We start from the raw sequence: 24,126 nt of genomic DNA on the forward strand, positions 1-24,126 counted from the left end.
TGATGGGCGAGCTCGACTCGCTGGACCTGGACACCGATCTCGACGATGCGGTCGTGGTCGTGGAGTGGGGCGAGGGCCTCGTCGAACGCCTCGCCGAGCGGCACCTCGACATTCGGCTGGAACGCCTCAGCGGATCCGACGTGCGGATCGCTTCGTGGCAGTGGGTGCGTTCATGAGCCTCCTGCTTGCCCTCGACACCTCCACGCCGGCGGTCACCGCCGGGATCGTCCGCCGCGACGACCTGACCGTGCTGGCCGAGCGGGTCACCGTCGACGCCCGCGCGCACGCCGAACGGCTCACCCCGAACGTGCTGGACGCCCTCGCCGACGCCGGGCTGACGATGGCCGACCTCGATGCCGTCGTGGTGGGCTGCGGCCCCGGCCCGTTCACCGGACTGCGGGCCGGGATGGCGACCGCGGCCGCCTACGGGCATGCCCTGGGCATCCCGGTGCGCGGGGTGTGCAGCCTGGACGCCATCGGCGTGCGCACCACCGGTGAGACGTTGGTGGTCACCGACGCCCGTCGGCGCGAAATCTATTGGGCCCGTTACCGTGACGGGTTTCGGATGGAGGGCCCGGGGGTCAACGCCCCCGCCGACGTCGACCCGGGCGCAGCGCGGGCGGTGGCCGGCTCGAAGGAGCACGCGGCGCTGTTCGACCTACCCCACCGCGGGCCGATCTATCCCACACCGGCCGGGCTCGTCGCCGCGGTGCCCGATTGGTCGCAGCGCCCGCTGCCCTTGGTGGCGCTGTATCTGCGCCGCCCCGACGCCAAACCGATGGCGGCGCGCGGATGACCGCCCTGGGCGAGCCCGTGACGCTCGGCGCCCTGGTCCCCGCCGACGCGGCGCGCTGCGCCGAGCTCGAACGTCAGCTGTTCGACGGTGACGACCCCTGGCCCGCGGCGGCGTTCAATCGGGAGTTGGCGAGCCCGCACAACCATTACGTCGGTGCCCGGGCCGGTGGCAAGCTCGTCGGGTACGCCGGCATCTCGCGGCTGGGACGCACCCCGCCGTTCGAGTACGAGGTCCACACCATCGGCGTGGACCCCGCCTATCAGGGGCAGGGGACCGGCCGCCGGTTGCTCGACGAGCTGCTGGTCTTCGCCCACGGCGGCGTGGTCTTCCTCGAGGTGCGCACCGACAACGAGGCGGCCATCGCGCTGTACCGCAGCGTGGGATTCGAGCAGATCGGCCTGCGCCGGCGCTACTACCGCGCGAGCGGGGCCGATGCGTACACGATGCGCCGGGGGGCCCGCCCGTGAAGACCATCCTGGCCATCGAAACCTCCTGCGACGAAACGGGAGTCGGCATCGCGCGGCTCGACGGCACCGGTTCCGAGGCCACCGTGACGCTGTTGGCGGACGAGGTGGCGTCCAGCGTCGACGAACACGTCCGCTTCGGCGGCGTGGTCCCCGAGATCGCGTCGCGGGCGCACCTGGAGGCGCTCCGCCCCACCATGCGCCGCGCGCTCGCCACGGCCGGGCTGGAGAAGCCCGACATCGTCGCGGCCACGATCGGGCCGGGTCTGGCCGGCGCCCTGCTGGTGGGAGTGGCTGCGGCCAAGGCGTATTCGGCGGCGTGGGGGGTCCCCTTCTACGCGGTCAACCACCTCGGCGGGCACCTGGCGGCCGACGTCTACGAACATGGGCCGCTCCCCGAGTGCGTGGCGCTGCTGGTGTCGGGCGGCCACACCCACCTCCTGCATGTGCGCTCCCTGGGCGAACCGATCGTCGAGCTGGGCAGCACCGTCGACGACGCCGCCGGCGAGGCCTACGACAAGGTGGCGCGGCTGCTCGGGCTGGGCTATCCCGGCGGCAAGGTGCTCGACGACCTGGCCCGCACCGGTGACCGCGACGCCATCACCTTCCCGCGCGGCATGACAGGACCGCGTGACGACCCGTACGCCTTCAGCTTCTCGGGGCTCAAGACGGCCGTCGCCCGCTACCTGGAGAGCCACCCGGACGCGGTGAACGCCGATGTCGCCGCAGGTTTTCAGGAGGCCGTCGGCGACGTACTGACCATGAAGGCGGTGCGCGCGGCGACCGGGCTCGGCGTCTCGACGCTGCTGATCGCCGGGGGAGTGGCCGCCAATTCGCGGCTGCGGGAGCTGGCGGAACAGCGGTGCGCGTCGGCCGGGCTGACGCTGCGGATCCCCATGCCCCGGCTCTGCACCGACAACGGGGCGATGATCGCTTCCTTCACCGCGCACCTGGTGGCCGCCGGTGCGGCGCCGTCCCCGCTGGACGCGCCCACCGACCCGGGGCTGCCGGTGATAAAAGCCCAGGTCAGCTGATCGCCCGTAGCGAACATCGCGGACGCACCGGGGCGCCCTTGAGTGCTAGCACTCTCGTGTATAGAGTGCTAGGTGGCAATCGGCCAAACCCTGTGCCGGCACCCGCGACGACGGCGCCCGGGCTCGGACGACTGCCGAATCCCTTGATAATTCCGGGGCACCCGCCCCGGACCCGATCTAACTAGTGGAGGGCTCCCATCGTGGCGAAGGTGAACATCAAGCCACTCGAGGACAAGATTCTCGTGCAGGCCAACGAGGCCGAGACCACGACCGCGTCCGGTCTGGTCATTCCTGACACCGCCAAGGAGAAGCCGCAGGAAGGCACCGTCGTCGCAGTCGGTCCCGGCCGCTGGGACGAGGACGGCGAAAAGCGGATCCCGCTCGACGTCTCGGAAGGCGACACCGTCATCTACAGCAAGTACGGCGGCACCGAGATCAAGTACAACGGCGAGGAGTACCTGATCCTGTCGGCGCGTGACGTGCTGGCCGTCGTATCGAAGTAAGCATCGTGTCCCGCCCCGGCGATCCCCGCGCATGGCCGCGGGTGATTTCCGGGGCGGCATGCGTTAGTGAGGAGCCTGATGAGCAAGGTTATTGAGTACGACGAGACCGCGCGCCGCGCGATCGAGGCCGGTGTCAACGCGCTGGCCGACGCGGTCCGCGTGACGCTGGGGCCGCGCGGCCGGCATGTGGTGCTGGCCAAGGCATTCGGCGGGCCAGCGGTCACCAACGACGGCGTGACCGTCGCGCGCGAGATCGACCTGGAAGACCCATTCGAGAACTTGGGTGCGCAACTGGTGAAGTCGGTGGCCACCAAGACCAACGACGTGGCGGGTGACGGCACCACGACCGCGACCGTGCTGGCGCAGGCGCTGGTCAAGGGTGGCCTGCGCCTGGTTGCGGCCGGCGCCAACCCCATTGAGCTCGGCGTGGGAATCTCCAAGGCGGCCGACGCGGCGTCCGAGGCGCTGCTGGCGGCGGCCACCCCGGTGTCCGGCAAGGAAGCGATCGCTCAGGTGGCGACGGTGTCGTCGCGTGACCAACAGCTCGGCGAGCTGGTCGGCGAGGCGATGACCAAGGTCGGCACCGACGGCGTGGTCAGCGTCGAAGAATCCTCCACGCTGAGCACCGAGCTGGAGTTCACCGAGGGCGTCGGTTTCGACAAGGGTTTCCTGTCGGCGTATTTCGTCACCGACTTCGATTCGCAGGAAGCCGTGCTCGACGACCCGGTCATCCTGCTGCACCAGGAGAAGATCAGCTCGCTGCCCGACCTGCTGCCCATGCTGGAGAAGGTCGCCGAGTCGGGGAAGCCGCTGCTGATCATCGCCGAGGACGTTGAAGGCGAGGCACTGGCGACCCTGGTGGTCAACTCGATTCGCAAGACGCTCAGGGCGGTTGCGGTGAAGGCGCCGTTCTTCGGCGACCGGCGCAAGGCGTTCCTCGAGGACCTGGCGGTGGTTACCGGCGGCCAGGTGATCAACCCCGACGCGGGCCTGCTGCTGCGCGAGGTCGGCACCGATGTGCTGGGCTCGGCCCGCCGCGTGGTGGTCAGCAAGGACGACACCATCATCGTCGACGGGGGCGGCTCGAAGGATGCGGTTGCCGACCGGATCAAGCAGCTGCGCGCCGAGATTGAGAAGAGCGATTCCGACTGGGACCGCGAGAAGCTGCAGGAGCGGCTGGCCAAGCTGGCCGGCGGCGTTGCGGTGCTCAAGGTCGGTGCCGCCACCGAGACCGCGCTCAAGGAACGCAAGGAAAGCGTCGAGGACGCCGTCGCGGCGGCCAAGGCCGCCGTCGAGGAGGGCATCGTCGCGGGCGGCGGGTCGGCGCTCATCGGGGCGCGCAGCGCGCTGAAGGAGTTGCGCGGGTCGCTGTCCGGCGACCAAGCGACGGGCGTCGACGTGTTCGCCGAGGCGCTTGCGGCCCCGCTGTATTGGATCGCCACCAACGCCGGCCTGGACGGTGCGGTCGCGGTCAACAAGGTCGGCGAGTTGCCGGCCGGGCACGGCCTGAACGCCGCGACGCTGGAGTACGGCGACCTGATTGCCGACGGCGTCATCGACCCGGTCAAGGTCACCCGGTCCGCGGTGCTCAACGCGGCGTCGGTGGCACGCATGGTGCTGACCACCGAGACCGCGGTGGTCGACAAGCCCGCCGACGACCACGATGACCACGGCCATGGCCACGGCCACGGGCATCACCACCACCACTGAGTAGGCGAGACGTAAACACCCTCGGCCCTGCGGCCGGGGGTGTTTGCATGTTTGAGGTCTGCGGCTTCGGGCGCGGAATGCAACGGACAACCGACCGCGTTGCACATGAGCATGACTATTCGTCTCGGACTGCAGATCCCGAACTTCTCCTACGGCACACCAGTCGCCGAATTGTTTCCCGCCGTTCAGGCCCAGGCCCGCGAGGCCGAGAGCGCTGGATTCGACACCGTGCTCTTAATGGACCACTTCTACCAGTTGCCGGGGCTGGGTGAACCCGACGAGCCCATGCTGGAGGCCTATACCGCGCTGGGCGCCTTGGCCACGTCTGTCGAGCGGGTGCAGTTGTCGACCCTGGTGACCGGCAATACCTATCGCAACCCGACCCTGCTCGCGAAGGCGATCACCACGCTGGACGTCGTCAGCGCAGGGCGGGCGATCCTCGGCATCGGCGCGGGCTGGTTTGAACTGGAGCATCGGCAGCTGGGCTTCGAGTTCGGCACCTTCACCGAGCGGTTCGAAAAGCTCGAGGAGGCGCTGCAGATCATCGCCGGAATGCTGCACGGTGAGCGCCCCACCTTCTCCGGCAAGTGGTATCGCACCGAAAGCGCGATCAACGAACCCCGCTACCGCGACCACATCCCGGTCATGCTCGGTGGCAGCGGCGAGAAGAAGACGTTCCGGTTGGCCGCCCGGTACGCCGACCACCTCAACATCATCGCCGACATCGATCAGCTGCCCGCCAAGCTCGACGTGCTGCGCCAGCGCTGCGCCGAAATCGACCGTGATCCAGCGACTTTGGAGACCAGTTCGTTGCTGACCGTCGTGGTCGACGGCTTCGGCGCGTCCAGCGACATCGGCGAGGCCCGCGGCGGCCGGGCGGTCACCGGGACCGTCGATCAGGTCGCCGACGAGATCAAACGTCGGGTCATCGGCGTGGGAATCGACGGCGTGATCATCAACCTGCCGACCCACCGCTACACGCCCGGTGTCATCACAGCGGTGGGCGAGGCGCTCAGGCCGCTGGTCGACGCGCGCTGACGGGTGGCCCGCGTCGATTGCTAAGCTGGCCCACCATGACGTGGGGGGCACCAGCGTGAGCTATCCGCAGCAGTGGCCGCCGCAACCACCGCAGTACCCCCAGCAGTGGCCGCCGCCGTACCCGCCGCCGTCGTACCCGCCCCCGGCGCCTGCGCCGCGCAAGACCAATGTCCTGCTGATCGTCGTGCTTGCGATCGCCGCGATCGTCGTTCTGGTACCGGTGGCGTTGGTCGGGTTCTTCCTGATCCAGGACATGGCGCGCGACGGCCGCGGCGAAAGCAAGAAGGCCACCTCGCTCTCGGACTTCGATGTGGTGTGCGATCGCGGATCGATCAGTAACGCCGCCACGTACCAGAAGCCGTACAAGATCGTCGCGTTCGCCCCGTATGACGAGCCGGACCCGATGCGCGAACTGACATCGATGCACTGGCGACAAGTCACACTGGATTCCCGTGCCGACTACGGGCCGACTGACAACAACTTCCAGTCGACGAATGTTGTTGCCTGCCTTACCCGCAAACCCGGAACCGAGGCGAAGTCACGCACCTGCGACCTCAAGACGGACGCGGGCGAACATATCGCCGTCGACTTGTACACCGTGCAGTACGACTTGGAACTCCGCGAGGCGAAGACCGGCAAGCGCATCGCACAACTGGGATCGGTGGACGGTCCGGCGGCCAGCTGCCCGTTCTTCGTATGGGTCAAGAAACGCGATCCGAAGTTGTACGCGGGACCAGATTCTGCGGCGGTCAATGCCAAGCTCGCTGAATTCGCGCACAGCTAACCGGTTTCCGCGCATGGCCCCCACGGTCGGCATCGGGGATGGCGCTAATCAGCGGTCAGCGGTCGTAGGTCCCGACGGCACGCACGAACGCGTCGGCGAACATGTCGCAGACGGTGTCGATGTCGGGCAGCGTCCAGGCGGGCACATTCGGTAGGGCCGGCCGCGTGAGCAGATGGATCGCGATGGGTCCCAACAGTTGTTGGGCCAGCAGTGGCACGGGCAGGTCACGCATGTGTCCGGCGCGGATCTCGGCTTCGAACCAAAGACCGAGTATCCCGAGCATGCGCGGCGGGCCGTAGGCCGCAAGGGATTGCACGGCGGGGCTGGTCGGCCGTGCGAAGGCTTCGGCGAATATGGCTGGGGCAACCCGGGGTTCGCGGCTCAGCGCGTCCGCCAGGGTGCGGTAGAAACCGCGCACCATGTCGGGCAGGTCACCGCTGGCGCGCGCGAGGTATTCCTCGATGTCCCCGATGGGGCTGTGGCGCTCGAAAACCGCCCGCACCAATTCGTCGCGCCCACCGAAGGCGGCATGGAGGCTGTAGACGGAGCAACCTGCGCGGCCGGCAACGGCCTCTAATGTCGCTGCGGCAAGCCCGGATTCGCTGATCAATGCCGCTGCGGCGGCGACCGCCCGGGTGCGGACGGGCGGCAGGCCGCCGGGGTCCACCCCCGCAGCACGAACGGCTTCATCCAGGGCGGTGCGTGAGCCGCCGAAGCGCCGCAGCAGGGTGCTGCGCGAGATCCCGGCCTCCGTGGCAATCGTCGCGACGGGAACGTCGGCGACGTCCTTGCCCAGCTTTTCCGCGGCGCGGAGTGCGGCGTCCACCACTTGTGGTGTCGACACCGGTCGGACCATTCCGCCTCCTCCGCCGCTGTGATACGTTACCTTATGTATGCTGCAATTGTATTTCATACTCCGTTAGGAGTGTCCGTACATGACGCGAGTTCTTCAGACCCGGGTCTGCGTCGCCGGCGGCGGGCCGGCCGGCCTCGTGCACGCGCTCCTGCTCGCCCGCGCTGGTATCCCGGTCGTTGTCCTGGAAAAGCACAACGACTTCCTGCGCGACTTCCGCGGTGACACCGTGCACCCGACCACCCTGCGGATCATGGACGAGCTGGGGTTCATCGACGAGTTCCTCCGCCTACCGCACACCAAGATCGACCGTGTCGCCTTCGACACCGACGGCTCGATTCGCACCTTCGGCAACTTCAGCGTGCTCAGACGACTCGGCTTCAAGCAGCCCTATATCGCAATGATGCCGCAGTGGGACTTCCTCGACTTCATCGCTGAAAAGGCTTCTGCCTACCCGGAATTCAACTTGATCCGCAATGCCGAAGTCACCGACCTGATCTTCGATGGAGATCGGGTGGTCGGGGTGCGCACGCCGGAATTGGAGGTGCGGGCCGATCTGGTGGTGGCCGCCGACGGGCGCAAGTCCGCCGTGCGTGCCGCGGCGGGCCTGCGGACCGCGGCGGCGCACTCGCCGATGGACGTGCTGTGGTTCCGACTGAAATGGCGCCCCGGCGACCCCGAAGAGTTGTTCGCGGTGCTCCGTAAGGGCCTGATGATGGCCATGATCTACCGGGGTGATTACTGGCAGGTCGCCTACCTGATGCCCAAGGGTTCGAACCCTCGCGGCGGATCATTGGAGGAGTTCAAGGAACGGATCGTCACCGCGCAGCCGCGGCTTCGTGACCGCGTCAACGACTTGAGCTCGTGGGACGACACCAGCGAGCTCGATGTGCGGGTGGACCGTCTCGAGACATGGTGGCGTACGGGACTGCTCTGCATTGGCGACGCCGCACATGCCATGTCGCCGGCCGGTGGGGTCGGCATCAACCTCGCGATCGCCGACGCGGTGGCCGCTGCCAACATTCTGTTCGCCCCGCTGCGCGAAGGTCGGGTAACCGACGCCGACCTCGCGAAGGTGCAGCGCAGACGGGAGCTGCCCGCCCGGATTGTTCAGGCTTTTCAGGTGTTGATTCAGGACAGGGCGGTAGCGCCCAACTTGAGCGGGGATTTGTCCCCGATCCGCGTTCCGAAGATCGTGGGTTGGGGCCCGCTGCAGGCGATTCCACCGATATTCGTCGGGCGCGGCTTCCGCCCCGAGCATGTCCGCACTCCCGACGTACACGGCGCGGGGCAGGGGCGGTAATCGAAGCCGAAGGGGGCTTCCCCGCGTCAGAGCCCCGCGATGACGATGCCCACGCCCACCACGATTGCCACCGCGAGTGACACCAGCAGAAAGCTCACGATCCGTTCCTTTGCCGGCGAGGTCTCGTGATCGGCCGCCGCGATCGGCGCGAGTCGGCGCCCGGCGCCCCACGCCGAGGCGAGCAGGGTCGCCAGCCAGTTCGTGTAGGCGGAGTACACGATCAGTACGACCGCCGTGATCCCCCAGGCGTTGGGCAGGTGGATGTGTGGCCACAGCAGGCCGAGTAGCACGAGGAACATCCCGTTGAGGACGGCCTCGAGGTGGCTCGACAGCGCCATCCGCGGGTTCTTCAGTGCCGGGATGGCGAATCCGGTGAGCAGGCCGATGAGAAAAAGGACCAAGCCGAGCGTGAAGAGCACCGTCTGCATGTCAGAAGACTAGGAGCGTTCGGCTGCTCTCAAGGCATAAACCACCGCGGGCGTCTCGGCGAGTCGTCGCAGAGGTTTATGTGTCAGCGGGTTCCGGGCGGAAGGCTGGGCGGAGTCGTCGTCACAGTTGTAATCGGCGTGGACGTGTACGCCGGGCTGCTGGTGACGGTGACGGTGCTCGTGCTGGTGGACGGCGGCGGCACTTCGGTCGTCGTCGTGATCGTCGTGACGCTGGTCGTCGTCGAGGTCGACGACGTCGTCGTCGCGGACGCCGCGGCGAGCACACCGCAGGCCACCCGCTTGCCCGACTCACCGGTCGAAGCCCCGCTCAGGTTGTCCGCGTTCTGGTGGACGATCAGCGCGGTGCCCGAGCTGTTCCTCAGGTCCGAGGCGGTGAGCAGGCTGGTGGTGGTGACGAGTTTCGCCGAGCCGTCGTTGCGCACCTGCAACGCGGTCAGGTCGCCGCTGGCCGGAAAGCCGGTGTGACCCTGCGCCTGGTAGACCGATCCCGCGGACTCGAAGTCTCCCTCGCATTTGCCGACCCCGTGAACCATGAGCGCGTGAAAACCCGGGCTCAGGACTTGGTTTGGCCCGGCTTCCACGGTCACGGTCGCGTACCCGTTCGCGAAATCGATGGTGGCGGTGCCGACCTGGTTTCCGTCGGCGCTCTTCAACTGCGTGGTCATCCGCTCGGTGCCGGGGGGCGCGCTGGAGGATGTCGACGTGGCGGATTGGCCACCTTGCTGGTTTGAGCATGCTGCCAACGGTGCGATGGTGGCGGCAAGCGCCACGGCCGCGAAGGATACGCCCTTATTCATGGGCCGGTCGTACCCCGATTGGTCGCGGTCCAAACGACTAAAGCGAACTCAACAGGGCGGCGCGGCCTCGGACGCGAAGCTTATTGAGGGTGGATCGACGCAACCGGGTGATGCGCTCGACCATTCGATCTCCGAGTGCATCGAGCATCTCGGCGCTCAAATCTATTGGGGGCGGGCACAAATCGCGTTCCTCTTCGCTGGCGTGGGCGTCCAGGACCGTGACGAACGAGTGCCACTCGCCCTCGTATTGCGGCACGGTCGGCGAGGTCCGAAGTAGCACCGCCAGCTGATCCCAGACCTGGCGATGCTCCGCGTGGGCGATGGCCACCAGCGTGCTGGCCTCCGACACCGCCGGATAGAACAGGTCGTCCTCGATCCGCATGTGGATGTCGAGCTCGATCAACAACTCGTCGAGGGCGTCGTGGCGTTCGTCGCAATCCGGGGGTAGCGCGGTGATCGTCTCGCACAGCCCCCGCAAGACCCTGTGGTGTTCGAAAAGCACTTCGTAGGCATTCATTGCACCCCTCCCCGCACCTCCACAAATCCGTCGCGGATCCGGACCGGGTAACGCGGCAGTGTTGCCGTCGCCGGTCCGCGCAGCACTTCCCCCGATTCGCAGGCGAAGCGGGAGCCATGCCACGGACAAACGATGCGACCGCGATCGATCCAGCCGTCGTCCATCGGCGCACCGAGGTGGGGGCAGCGCGCACCGACGGCCAGGACTTGGTCGTCGGTGCGGTAGAGAACCACGCCGATGCCGTCCACCTCGACCCGCTGCGGCTGGCCGTCCAGGGCCGTTGCCGGCAACACCGGCGTCCAGCGGGCGCCACTGAGCCGAGCGCCCGAGCGGTCCACCCCGGCTCCCGATCCGTATACCAGAGCTCCGCCCAGATAGCCGCTACTCAGGGTGATGCCGTAGCCAAGCGCACTGCAAGCCATCCCGCGCCGATGGCGACCGTTGCGGCGGTCCCGCCACGACAACGCGTACAGGCTCGTCGCGACCCCGTTCAGCAAGCCATGGACAACGCCGACCCGTCGCGATTGCTCATGCGTGTGTTGCCAGTCCGTCAAACCGGTCGCGGCCGCCCCGACGCTCCCGGCGAGGCCGACACCCAACGCGAACCTCGACGCGTCGCGCCATTGCGCGCCACTTCCCGAGAGCATGGAAGCCGCATCCATCGCGACCGTCGTCGTGACCGCTCCCGTCGGCACCGACGTCAGCGCGGGATGCAGCGGATGGCCGAGCCAGGTGCCGTGCAGCGCATTGCTGACCCGGTCACGATGTCGGCCCATGGCCGCGAAGAGAAGCGTCAGGGCGTGCTCGAGGCGGTAGCTCGGCCGGTCCAGCCATTCCTGTCGTCCCAGGGCGGTCACTGCTGCGAGTAATCGTTGCTTCACGGCACCTCCTGTGCGCGTGAGCGAACCGACGCGGGCTCCTCTGCACGACGGAACGCCCGAAATTGGATTCAGCCAGCCGCGGCCAAGCCCATGACTGATACACGGACCGAGACGGCGAATCGTTCAACCGCGTCGTGCGAAAGGTGTGCTGCCCCTTGTGACGATTGATGAACCGCTAGGCCGAGCGGCGGATGCCGCGCGTGCGGCCGATGTCGCCCTTCAGCAACATGTCGCGCTCCGATTCGGACAAGCCGCCCCAAACCCCGTAGGGCTCACCGACTTCGAGCGCGTGGGAACGGCACTCCTGAATTACCGGGCACTGGCGGCACATTTCTTTGGCGCGCTGCTCGCGCTGCATGCGGGCCCGGCCGCGCTCACCGTCGGGATGAAAGAACATCGACGAGTCAACGCCGCGGCACAAGCCCTGCAATTGCCAGTTCCAGATGTCGGCGTTGGGTCCAGGTAGCTGCTCCGGCTGTGGCATTGGTGTTTCCCTCTCTGCACGGCACGCCCAGTAAGGTCAGGTTCGCGAAGCGATTGTGCAACTGAATTGAAGTGGCGTCACCGATGACTACCCGTCATGCGTAGACGTTAGGGCGGGCGGTGAATTTGCGTCAATAGCCACTTAGCCCGACAAAGTATGTAATGGTTATAAAAGAATTAACGCCGCGTTCATCTGCCACCCATTGTCGAAACACGCACCGTGCTACCAGGCAGTTGACCGAAACCAAATTTCCCAGCTCACGGGCCTGTGCGGGGCCGGCCACGATTAGTACAGGACCTATTGTGATTAACAGTTCGGTAACGCGAACAGCACAAACTGTTTACTCCTATCGTCGTGATTGAAACTCGTCACACTTCCGTGATTGGCGGAGAGTTGCACGCCGCCGCCTTCGGCGGCCGGCCCGGTACTTGGCCGCTGCCGACCGCGGTCACGCCGGAGGAGTTATGGCTGCGCGCCGTCGCGGCGGGCGGGCAGGGCCGTTACGGCAGCGCGTACCGGGATCTGGCGGCGCTGCGGCGCGAAGCCCCCGCCGGCCGGCTGGCGTCGCTGGCCCACAGCACGCAGGGATCCTTCCTGCGCCAACTCGGTTGGCACACGCTGGCACGCGGGTGGGATGGGCGTGCACTCGCGCTGGCCGGCAGGGACGACGGGACCGCCGAGGCGCGGGTCGACGCTCTGATCGGGCTGGCCGCCGACGCGCTGGGTGTCGGTCGCTTCGCGGCGGCGGCGGCGTTGTTGGGCCGCGCGGACTCCGAGCTGGATGCCGGGCCGGTGCCCGAGCGGCAGCCGGTGCGCCGCGGGTGGGTCGCCGCCGAGCTGGCGATGGCCCGCGGCGACGGCGAAACCGCCGTCCGCCATGCGAACGAAGCGGTGGAGCTTGCGGGTGCCATGGCCGTCCCGTCAGCGCGGCACGCGGTCAAGAGCGAGGTGGTGCTGGCGGCGGCCCTGTGCAGCGCCGGGGACGTCGAGCGCGCGCGGGCGGTGGCGGAGGCGGCGCTGGACGCCACCGGCCGGCTCGGGCTGGTCCCGCTTCGTTGGGCGTTGGCGTGCTTGCTGATTGATCTCGGTAGCGTCACCGTTTCGACACAACAGCTGCACGAAATTCGCGATGTCTGCGCAGGCCAAGTCCGGCGCGCCGGTGCGACGTGGCGTTCCGCTTGAAATGGCCTCCGGGCCGTTATTGTCATTTCGTAAGTTAGCCCGGCTAGTTCGCGATGTGTCCGGTTCGTAACGTTGGAGATACCGCCGTCGATGACAATTCAAGGGGATCGTCTCGACGCTGTGGTTGCCAAGGCCGTGGCGGGGGACAGTAACGCACTACGGGAGGTGCTGGAGACCATCCGTCCGATTGTCGTGCGCTATTGCCGCGCGCGAGTCGGGACAGTCGAGCGGGGTGGGCTGTCAGCGGATGACGTGGCACAGGAGGTGTGCTTGGCGACTATCACGGCGCTGCCGCGCTACCGGGACCGAGGGCGTCCCTTTCTCGCCTTCCTGTACGGCATCGCGGCGCACAAGGTCGCGGACGCCCATCGGGCCGCCGGCCGTGATCTGTCCTATCCGACCGAGGTCATCCCCGAGCGTTGGTCGTCCGACGCGGGTCCCGAACAGCGGGCCATCGAAGCCGATTCGGTCAGCCGGATGAGCGAACTGCTCGAAATCCTGCCCGCCAAGCAGCGCGAGATCCTGATCCTGCGTGTCGTCGTCGGCTTGTCCGCCGAGGAGACCGCGTCCGCCGTCGGCAGCACCACGGGAGCGGTCCGGGTGGCCCAGCACCGTGCGCTGTCCCGGCTGAAGTCCGAAATGATCGCGGCAGGTGACTGTGCCTGAACCCCTGGACGAATTCGCCCGCACCGACCTGCTTCTCGACGCGCTCGCCGAGCGGCGGCCGGTGCACGTCGGCGACCCCGACATCGACGCGATGGCCACGCTGCTGGAGGACTGGCGCGACAACCTGCGGTGGCCACCGGCCAGCGCGCTGGTGTCGGCCGAGGAGGCCGTCGACGCCCTGCGCACCGGCCTGGCCGACCGTCGCCGCGGCCGGCGCGGCCTGGCGACGATCGGATCGGTCGCCGCGGCGCTGCTGGTGATGAGCGGCTTCGGCGCGATGGTGGTCGAGGCGCGTCCGGGGACCCCGCTGCACGGGCTGCACGCGATGTTCTTCGATCAGCCGCGCGTCAACGAAAAGCATCAGGCCTTGCTGTCCGCCCGGGCCGACCTGGCCAAGGTGCAGGAGTCGATCGACCGGGGCCAATGGGACCAGGCGCAGAATCAGCTCACCGAGGTGAGTAGCTTGGTCCAGTCGATCGAGGACCCGGCCAGCAAACAGGAGCTGACGAATCAGCTGAAGCTGTTGAATGTCAGGGTTCAATCGCGCAACCCGAATGCGACGCTGCCGCTCCCGGCGAGCACGCCTTCGGCGTGGTCGACCCCGACCACCGCGGCTCCGACGGCGGCCACCACGCCCTCCGAAGCTTCGCCGATCCCGTCAGTCACGCCGTCGCCGAGTCAGTCGTGGAGCAAGCACCGGCACCACGGGCAGACGTCGACGCCGCCGGCGGTGACGCCGAACAATCCCTAGCGGTCTAGCGGCGGTACCCGTCCGCGTCCGAGGTGGCCTCGTTGAGCGACGCGTCGGCGTATCCCCGGCAGTAATCCCACGTGACATAGGCGTCCGGCTCGGGGTCGTAGGCGGGCTCGTGCGGGCGGACGGTGCCGTCGATCAGCAGCTGCAACAAGTTCGCGCGGAGCATGTCCCAGTCGTGGTAGTGATCCTGCTGACATTCGTCGCAGCACACCACGAGTCCGCGAATCCCCTTGTGCGCCAACAGTGCCTCGTAAACAGCCAGGTCGGCGAGGTCCGCCTCGACCGCCATCCGCTCTTGGGCGTCCAGGGGTTGCCCCGGCTCTACGGCTTCCAGCGCAGCCGACGGATCGCAGGGGTCGTCGGCGAAGGGGTCGGGCGGCAAACCCGGTGGGAGGTGATCGCGCACGCACACTAGCCTACGCAGCCGGGCCGGGATAACGCCAGCAGGCAAGCCGCCCGTCGTTTCCGGGGCGTTTGCCGTCCGCGGCGCGCCCCCCGGCAGGGGTCCGGGCGGCGGGCGAGCCGATAGGATGGGGGTCTCGCGCCGCATCGTATGGAGGGCCCCACCGATGACCCGTGGCATGTCCCACCTGGAAGACAGTTCCGACCTCGTCGGTAGCCCCTACGTGCGCGACCCCCAAATTCGGGGACTGATCGACGACCCCGTGCCGACCGGGGGTGACAACCCGCACAAGATCGCGATGCTCGGCCTCACCTTCGACGACGTCCTGCTGCTGCCCGCCGCCTCCGACGTGGTTCCCGCCACCGCCGACACGTCCAGCCAGCTCACCAAGAAGATCAGGCTCAAAGTGCCGCTGGTCAGTTCGGCGATGGACACGGTCACCGAGTCGCGGATGGCCATCGCCATGGCCCGGGCGGGCGGCATGGGTGTGCTGCACCGCAATCTGCCCGTCGCCGAGCAGGCCGGACAGGTCGAGATGGTCAAGCGCTCGGAGGCCGGCATGGTCACCGACCCGGTCACCTGCCGGCCGGACAACACCCTGGCGCAGGTCGACGCGCTGTGCGCCCGGTTCCGGATCTCGGGCCTGCCGGTGGTCGACGACGTCGGCGCGCTGGTCGGCATCATCACCAACCGCGACATGCGCTTCGAGGTGGACCAGACCCGCAAGGTCGCCGAGGTGATGACCAAGGCCCCGCTGATCACCGCCCAGGAAGGGGTCAGCGCCGACGCGGCGCTGGGCCTGTTGCGCCGCAACAAGATCGAGAAGCTGCCCGTCGTCGACGGCCACGGCCGGCTCACCGGGCTGATCACCGTCAAGGACTTCGTCAAGACCGAACAGCACCCGCTGGCCACCAAGGACAGCGACGGCCGGCTGCTGGTGGGCGCCGCCGTGGGCGTCGGCGGCGACGCCTGGGTGCGCGCGATGATGCTGGTCGACGCCGGGGCCGACGTCCTGATCGTGGACACCGCGCACGCGCACAACCGGCTGGTGCTCGACATGGTCGGCAAGCTCAAGGCCGAGGTGGGCGAAAAGGTCGAGGTGATCGGCGGGAACGTCGCCACCCGGTCGGCGGCCCTGGCGCTCGTCGACGCCGGCGCCGACGCGGTCAAGGTCGGCGTGGGACCGGGCTCGATCTGCACCACCCGGGTGGTGGCCGGGGTCGGCGCGCCACAAATCACGGCGATCCTGGAGGCCGTGGCGGCCTGCGGACCGGCGGGCGTGCCGGTGATCGCCGACGGCGGACTGCAGTATTCCGGCGACATCGCCAAGGCCCTGGCCGCCGGCGCCTCGACCGCCATGCTGGGTTCGCTGCTGGCCGGCACCGCCGAGGCCCCCGGCGAGCTCATCTTCGTCAACGGCAAGCAGTTCAAGAGCTACCGCGGCATGGGGTCACTGGGCGCCATGCAGGGCAGGGGAGGGGCGAAGTCGTACTCCAAGGACCGCTACTTCGCCGACGACGCGTTGAGCGAGGACAAGCTGGTGCCCGAGGGAATCGAGGGCCGGGTGCCGTTCCGCGGACCGCTGTCCTCGGTGATCCATCAGCTCACCGGCGGTCTGCGCGCCGCGATGGGCTACACCGGATCGCCCACGATCGAGGCGCTGCAGCAGGCGCAGTTCGTCCGGATCACCTCGGCCGGGCTGCGCGAAAGCCATCCGCACGACGTCGCCATGACCGTCGAAGCGCCTAACTACTTTGCGCGCTGAGGCTGGGATGGTCGAAATCGGGATGGGCCGCAACGCCCGTCGCACCTATGAACTGAGCGAAGTCAGCATCGTGCCGTCGCGGCGCACCCGGTCGTCGCAGGACGTGTCGACAACCTGGCAGCTGGACGCCTACCGCTTCGAGATCCCGGTGGTGGCCCACCCGACCGACGCGCTGGTGTCGCCGGAGTTCGCCATCGAGCTCGGCCGGCTGGGCGGGCTGGGTGTGCTCAACGGCGAGGGCCTGATCGGCAGGCACGCCGACGTAGAGGGCAAGATCGCCCAGCTCGTCGAGGCCGCCAGCAAGGAGCCCGAACCGTCCGCCTCGATCCGGCTGCTGCAGGAACTGCACGCCGCCCCGCTGAACCCCGACCTGCTGGGGGCCGCGGTGGCGCGCATCCGGGAGGCCGGGGTGACCACGGCGGTGCGGGTCAGCCCGCAGAACGCGCAGGCGCTCACCCCGGTGCTGCTGCAGGCCGGCATCGACCTGCTGGTCATCCAGGGCACCATCGTCTCCGCGGAAAGAGTGGCCAGCGATGGGGAACCGCTGAACCTGAAGACCTTCATCTCCGAGCTCGACGTCCCGGTGGTGGCCGGCGGGGTGCTTGACCACCGCACCGCGCTGCACCTGATGCGCACCGGCGCCGCCGGCGTCATCGTCGGCTACGGCTCCACCCGCGGCGTCACCACCAGCGACGAGGTGCTGGGCATCAGCGTGCCGATGGCGACCGCCATCGCCGACGCCGCCGCCGCGCGGCGCGAATACCTCGACGAGACCGGCGGTCGTTACGTGCACGTGCTGGCCGACGGCGACATCCACACCTCCGGCGAGCTGGCCAAGGCGATCGCCTGCGGCGCCGACGCGGTGGTGCTCGGCACCCCGCTCGCCGAGTCCGCCGAGGCGCTCGGCGAGGGCTGGTTCTGGCCGGCCGCGGCGGCGCACCCGTCGTTGCCGCGCGGGGCGTTGCTGCAGATCGCGCTGGGCGAGCGCCCGCCGCTGGAGCGGGTGCTCAACGGGCCCTCCGACGACCCGTTCGGTTCGCTGAACCTGGTCGGTGGCCTGCGCCGGTCGATGGCCAAGGCCGGCTATTGCGACCTCAAGGAGTTCCAGAAGGTCGGGCTGACCGTCGGAAGCTGAGGCCGGGGGCACTGGCTCGTTACCCGTGAGTAAGGCCATACTGGTGCGATGAGGCCGGATTACGACGTTCTGATCATCGGTTCGGGTTTCGGGGGCAGCGTGAGCGCGCTGCGGCTGACCGAAAAGGGCTACCGCGTAGGCGTATTGGAGGCCGGGCGGCGCTTCGCCGACGAGGACTTCGCCGAGACGTCCTGGGACCTGCGCAAGTTCTTGTGGGCGCCGAGGCTGGGTTGCTACGGCATTCAGCGGATCCACCCCTTGAAGAACGTGTTGATTTTGGCCGGCGCCGGGGTGGGCGGCGGCTCCCTGAACTACGCCAACACGCTCTACGTGCCGCCGGAGCCGTTCTTCAAAGACCGGCAGTGGTCGCACATCACCGACTGGCGCGACGAGCTGATGCCGCACTACGAGCAGGCGAAACGGATGCTCGGGGTGGTCAAGAACCCGACCTTCACCGACGCCGACCGGGTCCTCAAGGAAGTCGCCGACGAGATGGGCTGCGGCGACACCTTCGTGTCCACCCCGGTCGGGGTGTTCTTCGGCCCCGGCGGCACCAAGACCCCCGGCAAAACCGTGCCGGACCCCTATTTCGGCGGCGCGGGACCGGAGCGCACCGGCTGCCTGGAATGCGGCTGCTGCATGACGGGCTGTCGCTACGGCGCCAAGAACACGCTGCTGAAGAACTACCTCGGCCTCGCCGAATCGGCTGGGGCGCAAGTCATTCCGATGACGACGGTCAAGGGCTTCCAGCAGCGCTCCGACGGGGTGTGGGAGGTCCGCACGGTGCGCACGGGAAGCTGGCTGCGCAGGGACCGGCGCACGTACACCGCGACGCACCTGATCCTGGCCGCGGGCACCTGGGGAACGCAGCATCTGCTGTTCAAGATGCGCGACAAGGGCAAGCTGCCGCGGCTCTCCGAGCGGCTCGGCGTGCTGACCCGCACCAACTCCGAGTCCATCGTCGGCGCCGGGAAGCTCGAGGTCGACCCGAAACTGGACCTGACGCACGGGGTGGCCATCACGTCGTCGATTCACCCCACCGCCGACACCCACGTCGAACCCTGCCGCTACGGCAAGGGGTCCAACGCGATGGGGCTGCTGCAGACGCTGATGACCGACGGCACCGGTCCGGAGGGCACCGACACGCCGCGCTGGAAGCAGTTGCTCGACCAGGCCCGCGAGGATCCGCGCCGCATGATGCGGATGCTCAACGTCCATCAGTGGAGCGAGCGCACCCTGATCGCCCTGGTCATGCAGCACCTGGACAACTCGATCACCACCTACACCAAACGCGGGAAGCTCGGCATCCGCTGGTACACCAGCAAGCAGGGGCACGGCGACCCCAACCCGGCCTGGAATCCCGTCGGGAACAAGGTCACCCGGCGCATCGCCGAAAAGATCGACGGGGTGGCCGGCGGCACCTGGGGTGAGCTGTTCAACATCCCGCTGACCGCCCACTTCCTCGGCGGCGCGGCGATCGGCGACAACGCCGAACACGGCGTGATCGACCCCTATCACCGCGTCTACGGCTACCCCACGATGTTCGTGGTGGACGGCGCCGCGATCTCGGCGAACCTTGGCGTCAACCCGTCGCTGTCCATCACCGCGCAGGCCGAACGGGCCGCCTCGCTGTGGCCGAACAAGGGCGAGAACGATCGGCGCCCAGCGCAGGGCGAGCCCTACCGCCGGCTGGACCCGATCGCCCCGGAGCACCCGGTGGTGCCGGCCACCGCGCCCGGCGCGCTGCGCTGGTTGCCGATCACCCCGGTGCCCTCGGCCGGCTAGCTCGCGATCGCCTCGTTGGTTGGTCGGTCGGCGACCCGCGGCGCTCGGCTCCGCCTAGCTTGCGATCGCCTCGTTGGTTGGTCGGTCGGCGACCCGCGGCGCTCGGCTCCGCCTAGCTTGCGATCGCCTCGAGCGGGGCGCCGCTGACCACCCGGCTGCGTTGCCGGTGCACGTTGAACGGCACGTCGCCCATCAGGGTGACGCGGTGCATCAGCCGAGGCTGGTCGTCGTAGTCGTCGATGGCGCGATGCTGGGTGGCCCGGTTGTCCCAGATGGCCACGTCGCCCGGCGCCCAGTTCCACCGAATGGTGTTCTCGGGTACGGTGATTCGCCGTTGCAGCAAATCGAAGAGCACCGTCGATTCGTAGTTGTCCAAGCCAACGAACCCGCGCACGAAATCTCCCAGTAGCAGCGTGCGCTCACCGGTCTCCGGGTGCACCCGCACCACGGGATGCTCCGTGCGGAAATCCGGCTTCTCGAAGGCCTGGCGGAACGCGCGCTGCGCGTCGGTCATCGCCTCAGCGGTGATGTAGTCATAGCGGTTCGTGTGGACCGCCCACAGGTCGTCGACGAGCCAGGCGAGCGGCTCCGGCAGGTGCTCGTAGGCGGCCGCGGTGTTGGCCCACAGCGTCGACCCGCCATACCGGGGCAGGTTGACCGCCCGCAGGATCGACGCCGCCGGATAGTTCGCGACGAACGTGACGTCGGTGTGCCAGCGGGTCGCCTTGCCGTATTCGGAGTTGATCGGCGTGATGACCGGCGCGTTCTTGGCGGCCAGCACCTCGGCGGCCGGATGGCCGACCGGCGTGCCCAGCAGCCCGGCGAACGCCAGTTGCTGCTGGTCATCGAGGTGGTGCTGGTGACGGAAGAAGATCACCTTGTGGGCCAGCAGCGCCAGGCGGATCTTCTCGATCGCATCCGGGTCGAGGTCGCCCCCGAGGCGCACCCCGTCCACCCGCGCGCCGATGCGGCTGCCCAGCTTGGTGACGGTTATCTGACCGATCATTTTCATCAATCCTCGTGTGAAAGGGGTGTAGTCAACTGACTACATCGAGTACTGTAGTCACATGACTACACGTTCCGCAAGTGGCCGCGCCAACATGCCCACCGGGCGGGCCGAGGTCGCTGCGGCGATCCTGGAGGCCGCCACCGACCTGTTCGCCGAACGCGGCCCGGCCGCGACGTCGATCCGCGACATCGCCGCGCGATCCAACGTCAACCACGGGCTGGTGTTTCGTCACTTCGGCACGAAGGAGAATCTGGTCGGCGCGGTGCTCGATCACCTCGGTGCCAACCTGAGCGCCCTGCTGAGTGAGGAGGCGCCGGCCGACGTCCTGGACCGGGCCCTCGACCGGCAGATGCGGGTCATGGCCCGCACGGTGCTCGACGGGTATCCGGCGGGGCAGTTGCAGAAGCGCTTCCCCAACATCGCGACGCTACTCGGCTGGGTGCGCCCGCTTCACGACAACGAGATCGACGCGCGCCTGGCCGTCGCCAATGCCCTTGCGCTGCAATTCGGTTGGCGGCTGTTTGCGCCGATCCTGCGCTCGGCGACCGGGATCGACGAGCTGACCGACGACGAGGTAAGGCAGGCGGTGGGCGCCGAGGTGGGGCGGATCCTCAAATCCGGCTGACGATCACTTGTTGCGGGACAGCGACCGGCGATGTAGTGGCTCGCGGCCCGGCGGCTGCTGCGGCGGCGCCAGCAGCGGCTTACGGGGTTGTACCGCAATGGTTTTCGGCGCATCGGTGCTAAGGGTGATCTCCTCACCCGCGTGCCGGATGGTGAGTTGGCCGCCCGGTCCGTCGCGCACCGTGTAGGTGACGTCGGAATGGTTCACGTCGACGGTAATCCGGAAATCGCGCCAACGGAGCCGGAACCTCAACCGCGAAATACCGTCGGGCAGCGCGGGATTCAGCGACAGGATGCCCTCGTCGTCGCGCAGGCCGCCGAAGCCGCCCACCAGCGCCGTCCAGGCGCCGGCGAGCGACGCCATGTGCAAGCCGTCGCGGGTGTTGTGGTGCAGGTCGCGCAGGTCGATCAGGCCGGCCTCGTAGGCGTAGTCGTGCGCCAATTCCAGGTGCCCGACCTCGGCGCACATCACCGCCTGGGTGCAGGCGGACAGCGACGAGTCGCGAACCATGCGCCGCTCGTAGTAATCGACGTTGCGCGCCTTTTGTTCCGGCGTGAAGGCGTGGCTCTGCCACTGCATCGCCAGCACCAGGTCCGCCTGCTTGATCACCTGCGCCGGGTAGAGCCGTACGTACGGGTCGTGCAGCAGCAGGGGATAGTCGTGGTTCTCTTGGAAGTCCCATTCCGCGAGGGTGGTGAACCCCTCGCACTGCTGGTGGACCCCCAGGCCGTCGTCGTAGGGAATGTTCGCGGCGTCGGCCGCGTCGCGCCAGCAGGCCGTCTCCTCGGTGGTGACGCCCATCGACTCCGCCACCTCGGGGTGGCGGTTGCAGGCGTCGGCGGCGGTGCGCAGGTTGTGCGCGGCCATCAGGTTGGTGAACACGTTGTCGCGCACGATCGCCGTGTACTCGTCGGGGCCGGTGACTCCGTCGAGGTGCCAGACGCCGTGCCGGTCGTGATGGCCGAGGGAGAGCCAGAGCCGGGCCGTCTCGACGAGCACCGCGAGGCCGCAATTCTTCTCCAGTTCCTCGTCGCCGGTGACGATGCGGTACCGCTCGAAGGCCATGGCGATGTCGGCGTTGATGTGCCAGGCTGCCGTGCCGGCCGGCCAGTAGGCCGAGCACTCCTGCCCGCGAATGGTCCGCCACGGGAAGGCGGCGCCCTGCAGACCCAGCTCGGCCGCGCGCTCCTTGGCGAGGTCCAGGGTCGACGCCCGCCACCGCAGCGCGTCGGCCACCGCATGCGGTGCGGTGTAGGTGAGCACGGGCAACACGTAACTTTCGGTGTCCCAGAAGGCGTGGCCGTCGTAGCCGGTTCCGGTGAGCCCCTTGGCCGGGATCGCGCGGCGCTCGGCGCGCACGCTGGCCTGCAGCAGGTGGAAAAGCCCGAACCGCACCGCTTGCTGGGATTCCGGGTCGCCCTCAACCTCGACGTCCGCGCTGTCCCAGAAGTCGTCCAGGTAGGCCCGCTGCGAATCCAGCAGCCCCTGCCACCCGGTGTAGCGGGCGCTGTGGATGGCGGCGGCCGCCTGGTCGCGCAGGGCCGGGCGCGAGCGCATGCTCGACCAGCCATACGCCAGGTACTTGACGATGCGCAGCTTCTGCCCGGCGCGCAGCCCGCAGATCACCGTGGTTCGCGCCAGATCTTCGCGGGCGTCGGTGCTGAACTCGACGCGGCCGGGAACGTCGATCTCGTGGTCCATCGCGGCCGACATCATCAGGGCGCTGCTGCGGGTGCGGTGCATGAGAAGCGCCCCGGTCTCGGTGTGTTCGTGGTCGACGGCCACCAGCGGGCTCTCCAGAATGGCCGATACCCGCGGGTCACCCGAGGTCTGGGGTTGGTCCTCGTTGGTGACCAGTTCGGACTGCACCGTCACGCGAACGAAATCGCCGACCGCTTCCACGACGTATTCGATGGCGGCGACACCGCGCTGGGCCAGCGAAACCAGCCGGGTGGACACCAGCTTGATCTCCTTGCCCGCGGGGGAGCGCCAATGCGCGCCGCGGGTCATCGTCCCGGCCCGCATGTCGAGAACCCGCTCGTGCGAGAGCAATTCGCCGTAGCGGACGTCGAACGGCTCGTCCTCGACCAGCAGGCGGATGATCTTGCCGTTGGTGACGTCGACGACGGTCTGGCCGGCCTCCGGGTAGCCGTAGCCCGCCTCGGCGTACGGCAGCGGCCGGATTTCGTAGAAGGAGTTCAGGTAGGTGCCGGGCAGACCGTAGGGCTCACCCTCGTCGAGGTTGCCGCGCAGCCCGATGTGCCCGTTGGACAGGGTGAACAGGGATTCGGACTGGGCCAGCAGGTTCAGGTCGAGCTTCGTTTCGCAGACGTGCCATGGATCAACGGGGAATGCTTCGTCGTCGATCATGACTGCAGCAGCTCGGCGAGGTCGGTGACCACCACATCGGCGCCGTTGCTGCGCAGATCGTCGGCCTGTCCCACGCGGTCGACTCCCACCACGTAGCCGAAGTTACCGGCATGGCCGGCCTGCACGCCCGAGATCGCGTCCTCGAACACGGCCGCGGCCCCGGCCTCGACTCCCAGCAACTCCGCCCCGCGCAGGTAGGAGTCCGGCGCCGGCTTACCGGCGATGTGCTCGTCGCGCAGCGTGACGCCGTCCACCCGCTTCTGGATGAACTGGTCCAGGCCGGTGATCTCCAGGACGTCACGGGTGTTGGCGCTCGAGGACACCACGGCAATTGCCAGGCCGGCCGCCGAGACCGCCTCCAGATATCGCCGCGAACCCTCGAAGACCTCGACGCCGTCCTCGCGCAGCACCCGCTGGAACATGTCGTTCTTGCGGTTGCCCAGGCCGTAGACCGTCTCGGCGTCTCCCGCGTCGTCGGGGCTGCCGTCGGGAAGCTCGATCCCGCGGCTCTGCAGAAACGACCGGACGCCGTCCTCGCGCTTCTTGCCGTCCACGTATTTCCGGTAGTCGTCGGCCGCGTCGAACGGGACGAATTCCTCGCCGGTGCGTTTGGCCCGCTCGGACAGGTAGTCGTCGAACATGGCCTTCCAGGCCTTGGTGTGCACGCTCGCGGTATCGGTGAGCACACCGTCGAGGTCGAACAGACAGGCATGCACCTTCTCGGGCAGACCGAGCACGGGCGGACCTCGCTTCCTGGCCTTGGAGACTAGTTAAGCGATACCCACTCCACCATGCAGACATGTCTGTCGCCAAACG

The 24,126-nt window shown here is 68.3% G+C and carries 25 protein-coding genes and 1 pseudogene; 16 read left to right on the top strand and 10 right to left on the bottom strand.

What is annotated here, in order from left to right; genetic code table 11:
• From A5709_RS22065 to A5709_RS22100, 8 genes and pseudogenes are all read left to right on the top strand, one after another.
• Positions 1–176, top strand: a pseudogene (locus A5709_RS22065) (tRNA (adenosine(37)-N6)-threonylcarbamoyltransferase complex ATPase subunit type 1 TsaE); the annotation flags it as partial.
• The gene (tsaB, locus tag A5709_RS22070; protein WP_068122487.1) at positions 173–796 is read left to right on the top strand and encodes a tRNA (adenosine(37)-N6)-threonylcarbamoyltransferase complex dimerization subunit type 1 TsaB; all 624 of its coding nucleotides are present in this window, start codon (positions 173–175) and stop codon (positions 794–796) included. The pseudogene A5709_RS22065 and the gene tsaB, both read left to right, overlap by 4 nt.
• Positions 793–1,263 (top strand): ribosomal protein S18-alanine N-acetyltransferase, encoded by a 471-nt coding sequence (rimI, locus tag A5709_RS22075; RefSeq protein WP_068122490.1) that lies wholly within the window; start codon positions 793–795, stop codon positions 1,261–1,263. Before tsaB ends, rimI begins: the two co-directional genes overlap by 4 nt.
• The gene (gene tsaD / locus A5709_RS22080; RefSeq protein ID WP_068122494.1) at positions 1,260–2,294 is read left to right on the top strand and encodes a tRNA (adenosine(37)-N6)-threonylcarbamoyltransferase complex transferase subunit TsaD; all 1,035 of its coding nucleotides are present in this window, start codon (positions 1,260–1,262) and stop codon (positions 2,292–2,294) included. The genes rimI and tsaD overlap by 4 nt, the downstream gene beginning before the upstream one ends.
• A 200-nt stretch (positions 2,295–2,494) precedes the next feature.
• On the top strand, positions 2,495–2,797 hold the full coding sequence (gene groES / locus A5709_RS22085) for a co-chaperone GroES (protein WP_007167930.1): 303 nt from the start codon (positions 2,495–2,497) through the stop codon (positions 2,795–2,797).
• Between the two features lie 78 nt (positions 2,798–2,875).
• Positions 2,876–4,507 carry a chaperonin GroEL gene (groL, locus tag A5709_RS22090; RefSeq protein ID WP_067944780.1) on the top strand — a complete coding sequence of 544 codons (1,632 nt, stop codon included), beginning with the start codon at positions 2,876–2,878 and terminating at the stop codon, positions 4,505–4,507.
• Between the two features lie 111 nt (positions 4,508–4,618).
• Positions 4,619–5,545: an LLM class F420-dependent oxidoreductase gene (locus A5709_RS22095; RefSeq protein WP_068122556.1), complete on the top strand. Its 927-nt coding sequence runs from the start codon at positions 4,619–4,621 to the stop codon at positions 5,543–5,545.
• A 40-nt stretch (positions 5,546–5,585) separates the two neighbouring features.
• Positions 5,586–6,329 carry a hypothetical protein gene (locus tag A5709_RS22100; RefSeq protein ID WP_231987041.1) on the top strand — a complete coding sequence of 248 codons (744 nt, stop codon included), beginning with the start codon at positions 5,586–5,588 and terminating at the stop codon, positions 6,327–6,329.
• A gap of 55 nt (positions 6,330–6,384) precedes the next feature.
• Here the strand turns inward: A5709_RS22100 and A5709_RS22105 are convergent, their stop codons facing one another.
• Positions 6,385–7,185: a TetR/AcrR family transcriptional regulator gene (locus A5709_RS22105; protein ID WP_068122497.1), complete on the bottom strand. Its 801-nt coding sequence runs from the start codon at positions 7,183–7,185 to the stop codon at positions 6,385–6,387.
• A 79-nt stretch (positions 7,186–7,264) separates the two neighbouring features.
• Between A5709_RS22105 and A5709_RS22110 the strand changes: the two genes are divergently transcribed.
• The gene (locus tag A5709_RS22110; RefSeq protein WP_068122499.1) at positions 7,265–8,485 is read left to right on the top strand and encodes an FAD-dependent oxidoreductase; all 1,221 of its coding nucleotides are present in this window, start codon (positions 7,265–7,267) and stop codon (positions 8,483–8,485) included.
• A 26-nt stretch (positions 8,486–8,511) separates the two neighbouring features.
• Here A5709_RS22110 and A5709_RS22115 read toward each other — a convergent pair whose 3' ends face one another.
• The 5 genes from A5709_RS22115 to A5709_RS22135 form a co-directional block, all read right to left on the bottom strand.
• Positions 8,512–8,913 (bottom strand): hydrogenase, encoded by a 402-nt coding sequence (locus tag A5709_RS22115; protein ID WP_067944783.1) that lies wholly within the window; start codon positions 8,911–8,913, stop codon positions 8,512–8,514.
• Positions 8,914–8,996: 83 nt separating this feature from the next.
• Positions 8,997–9,731 (bottom strand): superoxide dismutase family protein, encoded by a 735-nt coding sequence (locus tag A5709_RS22120; RefSeq protein ID WP_068010320.1) that lies wholly within the window; start codon positions 9,729–9,731, stop codon positions 8,997–8,999.
• Positions 9,732–9,768: 37 nt separating this feature from the next.
• Entirely contained in the window at positions 9,769–10,248 is a 480-nt protein-coding gene (locus A5709_RS22125; protein WP_068010321.1) for a hemerythrin domain-containing protein, read from the bottom strand.
• Complete coding sequence (locus A5709_RS22130; protein ID WP_068010323.1) at positions 10,245–11,129, bottom strand: Rieske 2Fe-2S domain-containing protein; 885 nt, start codon at positions 11,127–11,129, stop codon at positions 10,245–10,247. The genes A5709_RS22125 and A5709_RS22130 overlap by 4 nt, the downstream gene beginning before the upstream one ends.
• A 175-nt stretch (positions 11,130–11,304) precedes the next feature.
• The gene (locus A5709_RS22135; RefSeq protein WP_066907726.1) at positions 11,305–11,613 is read right to left on the bottom strand and encodes a WhiB family transcriptional regulator; all 309 of its coding nucleotides are present in this window, start codon (positions 11,611–11,613) and stop codon (positions 11,305–11,307) included.
• Positions 11,614–11,967: 354 nt separating this feature from the next.
• On the opposite strand from A5709_RS22135, the gene A5709_RS22140 reads away from it, so the two are divergent.
• The 3 genes from A5709_RS22140 to A5709_RS22150 all read left to right on the top strand — a co-directional run bounded on the left by A5709_RS22140 (position 11,968) and on the right by A5709_RS22150 (position 14,212).
• A complete protein-coding gene (locus A5709_RS22140; RefSeq protein WP_068122502.1) occupies positions 11,968–12,795 on the top strand; it encodes a hypothetical protein in 828 nt (275 codons plus the stop codon).
• Between the two features lie 90 nt (positions 12,796–12,885).
• Positions 12,886–13,461 carry a sigma-70 family RNA polymerase sigma factor gene (locus A5709_RS22145; RefSeq protein WP_066945594.1) on the top strand — a complete coding sequence of 192 codons (576 nt, stop codon included), beginning with the start codon at positions 12,886–12,888 and terminating at the stop codon, positions 13,459–13,461.
• Positions 13,448–14,212, top strand: coding sequence for an anti-sigma-D factor RsdA (locus A5709_RS22150; protein WP_231987042.1), 765 nt, complete (start codon positions 13,448–13,450; stop codon positions 14,210–14,212). The genes A5709_RS22145 and A5709_RS22150 overlap by 14 nt, the downstream gene beginning before the upstream one ends.
• A 4-nt stretch (positions 14,213–14,216) precedes the next feature.
• Here A5709_RS22150 and A5709_RS22155 read toward each other — a convergent pair whose 3' ends face one another.
• Complete coding sequence (locus A5709_RS22155; RefSeq protein WP_046186907.1) at positions 14,217–14,624, bottom strand: DUF5319 domain-containing protein; 408 nt, start codon at positions 14,622–14,624, stop codon at positions 14,217–14,219.
• 163 nt (positions 14,625–14,787) lie between these two features.
• Between A5709_RS22155 and guaB the strand changes: the two genes are divergently transcribed.
• From guaB to A5709_RS22170, 3 genes are read left to right on the top strand one after another with little or no spacing between them, the layout of a single operon-like run.
• Positions 14,788–16,386, top strand: coding sequence for an IMP dehydrogenase (gene guaB / locus A5709_RS22160; RefSeq protein ID WP_067944789.1), 1,599 nt, complete (start codon positions 14,788–14,790; stop codon positions 16,384–16,386).
• A 7-nt stretch (positions 16,387–16,393) separates the two neighbouring features.
• Positions 16,394–17,521: a GuaB3 family IMP dehydrogenase-related protein gene (locus A5709_RS22165; RefSeq protein WP_067944790.1), complete on the top strand. Its 1,128-nt coding sequence runs from the start codon at positions 16,394–16,396 to the stop codon at positions 17,519–17,521.
• Between the two features lie 48 nt (positions 17,522–17,569).
• Positions 17,570–19,306: a GMC oxidoreductase gene (locus A5709_RS22170; RefSeq protein WP_068122511.1), complete on the top strand. Its 1,737-nt coding sequence runs from the start codon at positions 17,570–17,572 to the stop codon at positions 19,304–19,306.
• A 112-nt stretch (positions 19,307–19,418) separates the two neighbouring features.
• On the opposite strand, the gene A5709_RS22175 is transcribed toward A5709_RS22170, so the two are convergent.
• The gene (locus A5709_RS22175) at positions 19,419–20,312 is read right to left on the bottom strand and encodes a TauD/TfdA family dioxygenase (RefSeq protein ID WP_067944792.1); all 894 of its coding nucleotides are present in this window, start codon (positions 20,310–20,312) and stop codon (positions 19,419–19,421) included.
• 61 nt (positions 20,313–20,373) lie between these two features.
• Here A5709_RS22175 and A5709_RS22180 point away from each other — a divergent pair, with 61 nt between their 5' ends.
• Positions 20,374–20,940, top strand: a complete 567-nt coding sequence (locus A5709_RS22180; RefSeq protein ID WP_067944793.1) for a TetR/AcrR family transcriptional regulator — start codon at positions 20,374–20,376, stop codon at positions 20,938–20,940.
• Positions 20,941–20,943: 3 nt separating this feature from the next.
• Here A5709_RS22180 and A5709_RS22185 read toward each other — a convergent pair whose 3' ends face one another.
• Both A5709_RS22185 and A5709_RS22190 read right to left on the bottom strand, forming a co-directional pair.
• Positions 20,944–23,310, bottom strand: coding sequence for a glycoside hydrolase family 65 protein (locus A5709_RS22185; RefSeq protein ID WP_068122512.1), 2,367 nt, complete (start codon positions 23,308–23,310; stop codon positions 20,944–20,946).
• On the bottom strand, positions 23,307–24,047 hold the full coding sequence (locus A5709_RS22190) for a beta-phosphoglucomutase family hydrolase (RefSeq protein ID WP_068122517.1): 741 nt from the start codon (positions 24,045–24,047) through the stop codon (positions 23,307–23,309). Before A5709_RS22190 ends, A5709_RS22185 begins: the two co-directional genes overlap by 4 nt.
• Positions 24,048–24,126 lie beyond the last annotated feature (79 nt).

This window comes from Mycobacterium sp. E1386, assembly GCF_001672745.1.
Taxonomy (GTDB): Bacteria; Actinomycetota; Actinomycetes; order Mycobacteriales; family Mycobacteriaceae; genus Mycobacterium.

Coding starts and splice junctions, on each gene's coding strand:
- A5709_RS22115 (WP_067944783.1), bottom strand. CDS start 8,913: ATGCAGACGGTGCTCTTCACGCTCGGCTTGGTCCTTTTTCTCATCGGC.
- A5709_RS22110 (WP_068122499.1), top strand. CDS start 7,265: ATGACGCGAGTTCTTCAGACCCGGGTCTGCGTCGCCGGCGGCGGGCCG.
- rimI (WP_068122490.1), top strand. CDS start 793: ATGACCGCCCTGGGCGAGCCCGTGACGCTCGGCGCCCTGGTCCCCGCC.
- A5709_RS22125 (WP_068010321.1), bottom strand. CDS start 10,248: ATGAATGCCTACGAAGTGCTTTTCGAACACCACAGGGTCTTGCGGGGG.
- A5709_RS22165 (WP_067944790.1), top strand. CDS start 16,394: ATGGTCGAAATCGGGATGGGCCGCAACGCCCGTCGCACCTATGAACTG.
- A5709_RS22175 (WP_067944792.1), bottom strand. CDS start 20,312: ATGATCGGTCAGATAACCGTCACCAAGCTGGGCAGCCGCATCGGCGCG.
- A5709_RS22185 (WP_068122512.1), bottom strand. CDS start 23,310: ATGATCGACGACGAAGCATTCCCCGTTGATCCATGGCACGTCTGCGAA.
- A5709_RS22135 (WP_066907726.1), bottom strand. CDS start 11,613: ATGCCACAGCCGGAGCAGCTACCTGGACCCAACGCCGACATCTGGAAC.
- A5709_RS22120 (WP_068010320.1), bottom strand. CDS start 9,731: ATGAATAAGGGCGTATCCTTCGCGGCCGTGGCGCTTGCCGCCACCATC.
- A5709_RS22170 (WP_068122511.1), top strand. CDS start 17,570: ATGAGGCCGGATTACGACGTTCTGATCATCGGTTCGGGTTTCGGGGGC.
- A5709_RS22180 (WP_067944793.1), top strand. CDS start 20,374: ATGACTACACGTTCCGCAAGTGGCCGCGCCAACATGCCCACCGGGCGG.
- A5709_RS22095 (WP_068122556.1), top strand. CDS start 4,619: ATGACTATTCGTCTCGGACTGCAGATCCCGAACTTCTCCTACGGCACA.
- A5709_RS22105 (WP_068122497.1), bottom strand. CDS start 7,185: ATGGTCCGACCGGTGTCGACACCACAAGTGGTGGACGCCGCACTCCGC.
- guaB (WP_067944789.1), top strand. CDS start 14,788: ATGACCCGTGGCATGTCCCACCTGGAAGACAGTTCCGACCTCGTCGGT.
- groL (WP_067944780.1), top strand. CDS start 2,876: ATGAGCAAGGTTATTGAGTACGACGAGACCGCGCGCCGCGCGATCGAG.
- A5709_RS22145 (WP_066945594.1), top strand. CDS start 12,886: ATGACAATTCAAGGGGATCGTCTCGACGCTGTGGTTGCCAAGGCCGTG.
- tsaB (WP_068122487.1), top strand. CDS start 173: ATGAGCCTCCTGCTTGCCCTCGACACCTCCACGCCGGCGGTCACCGCC.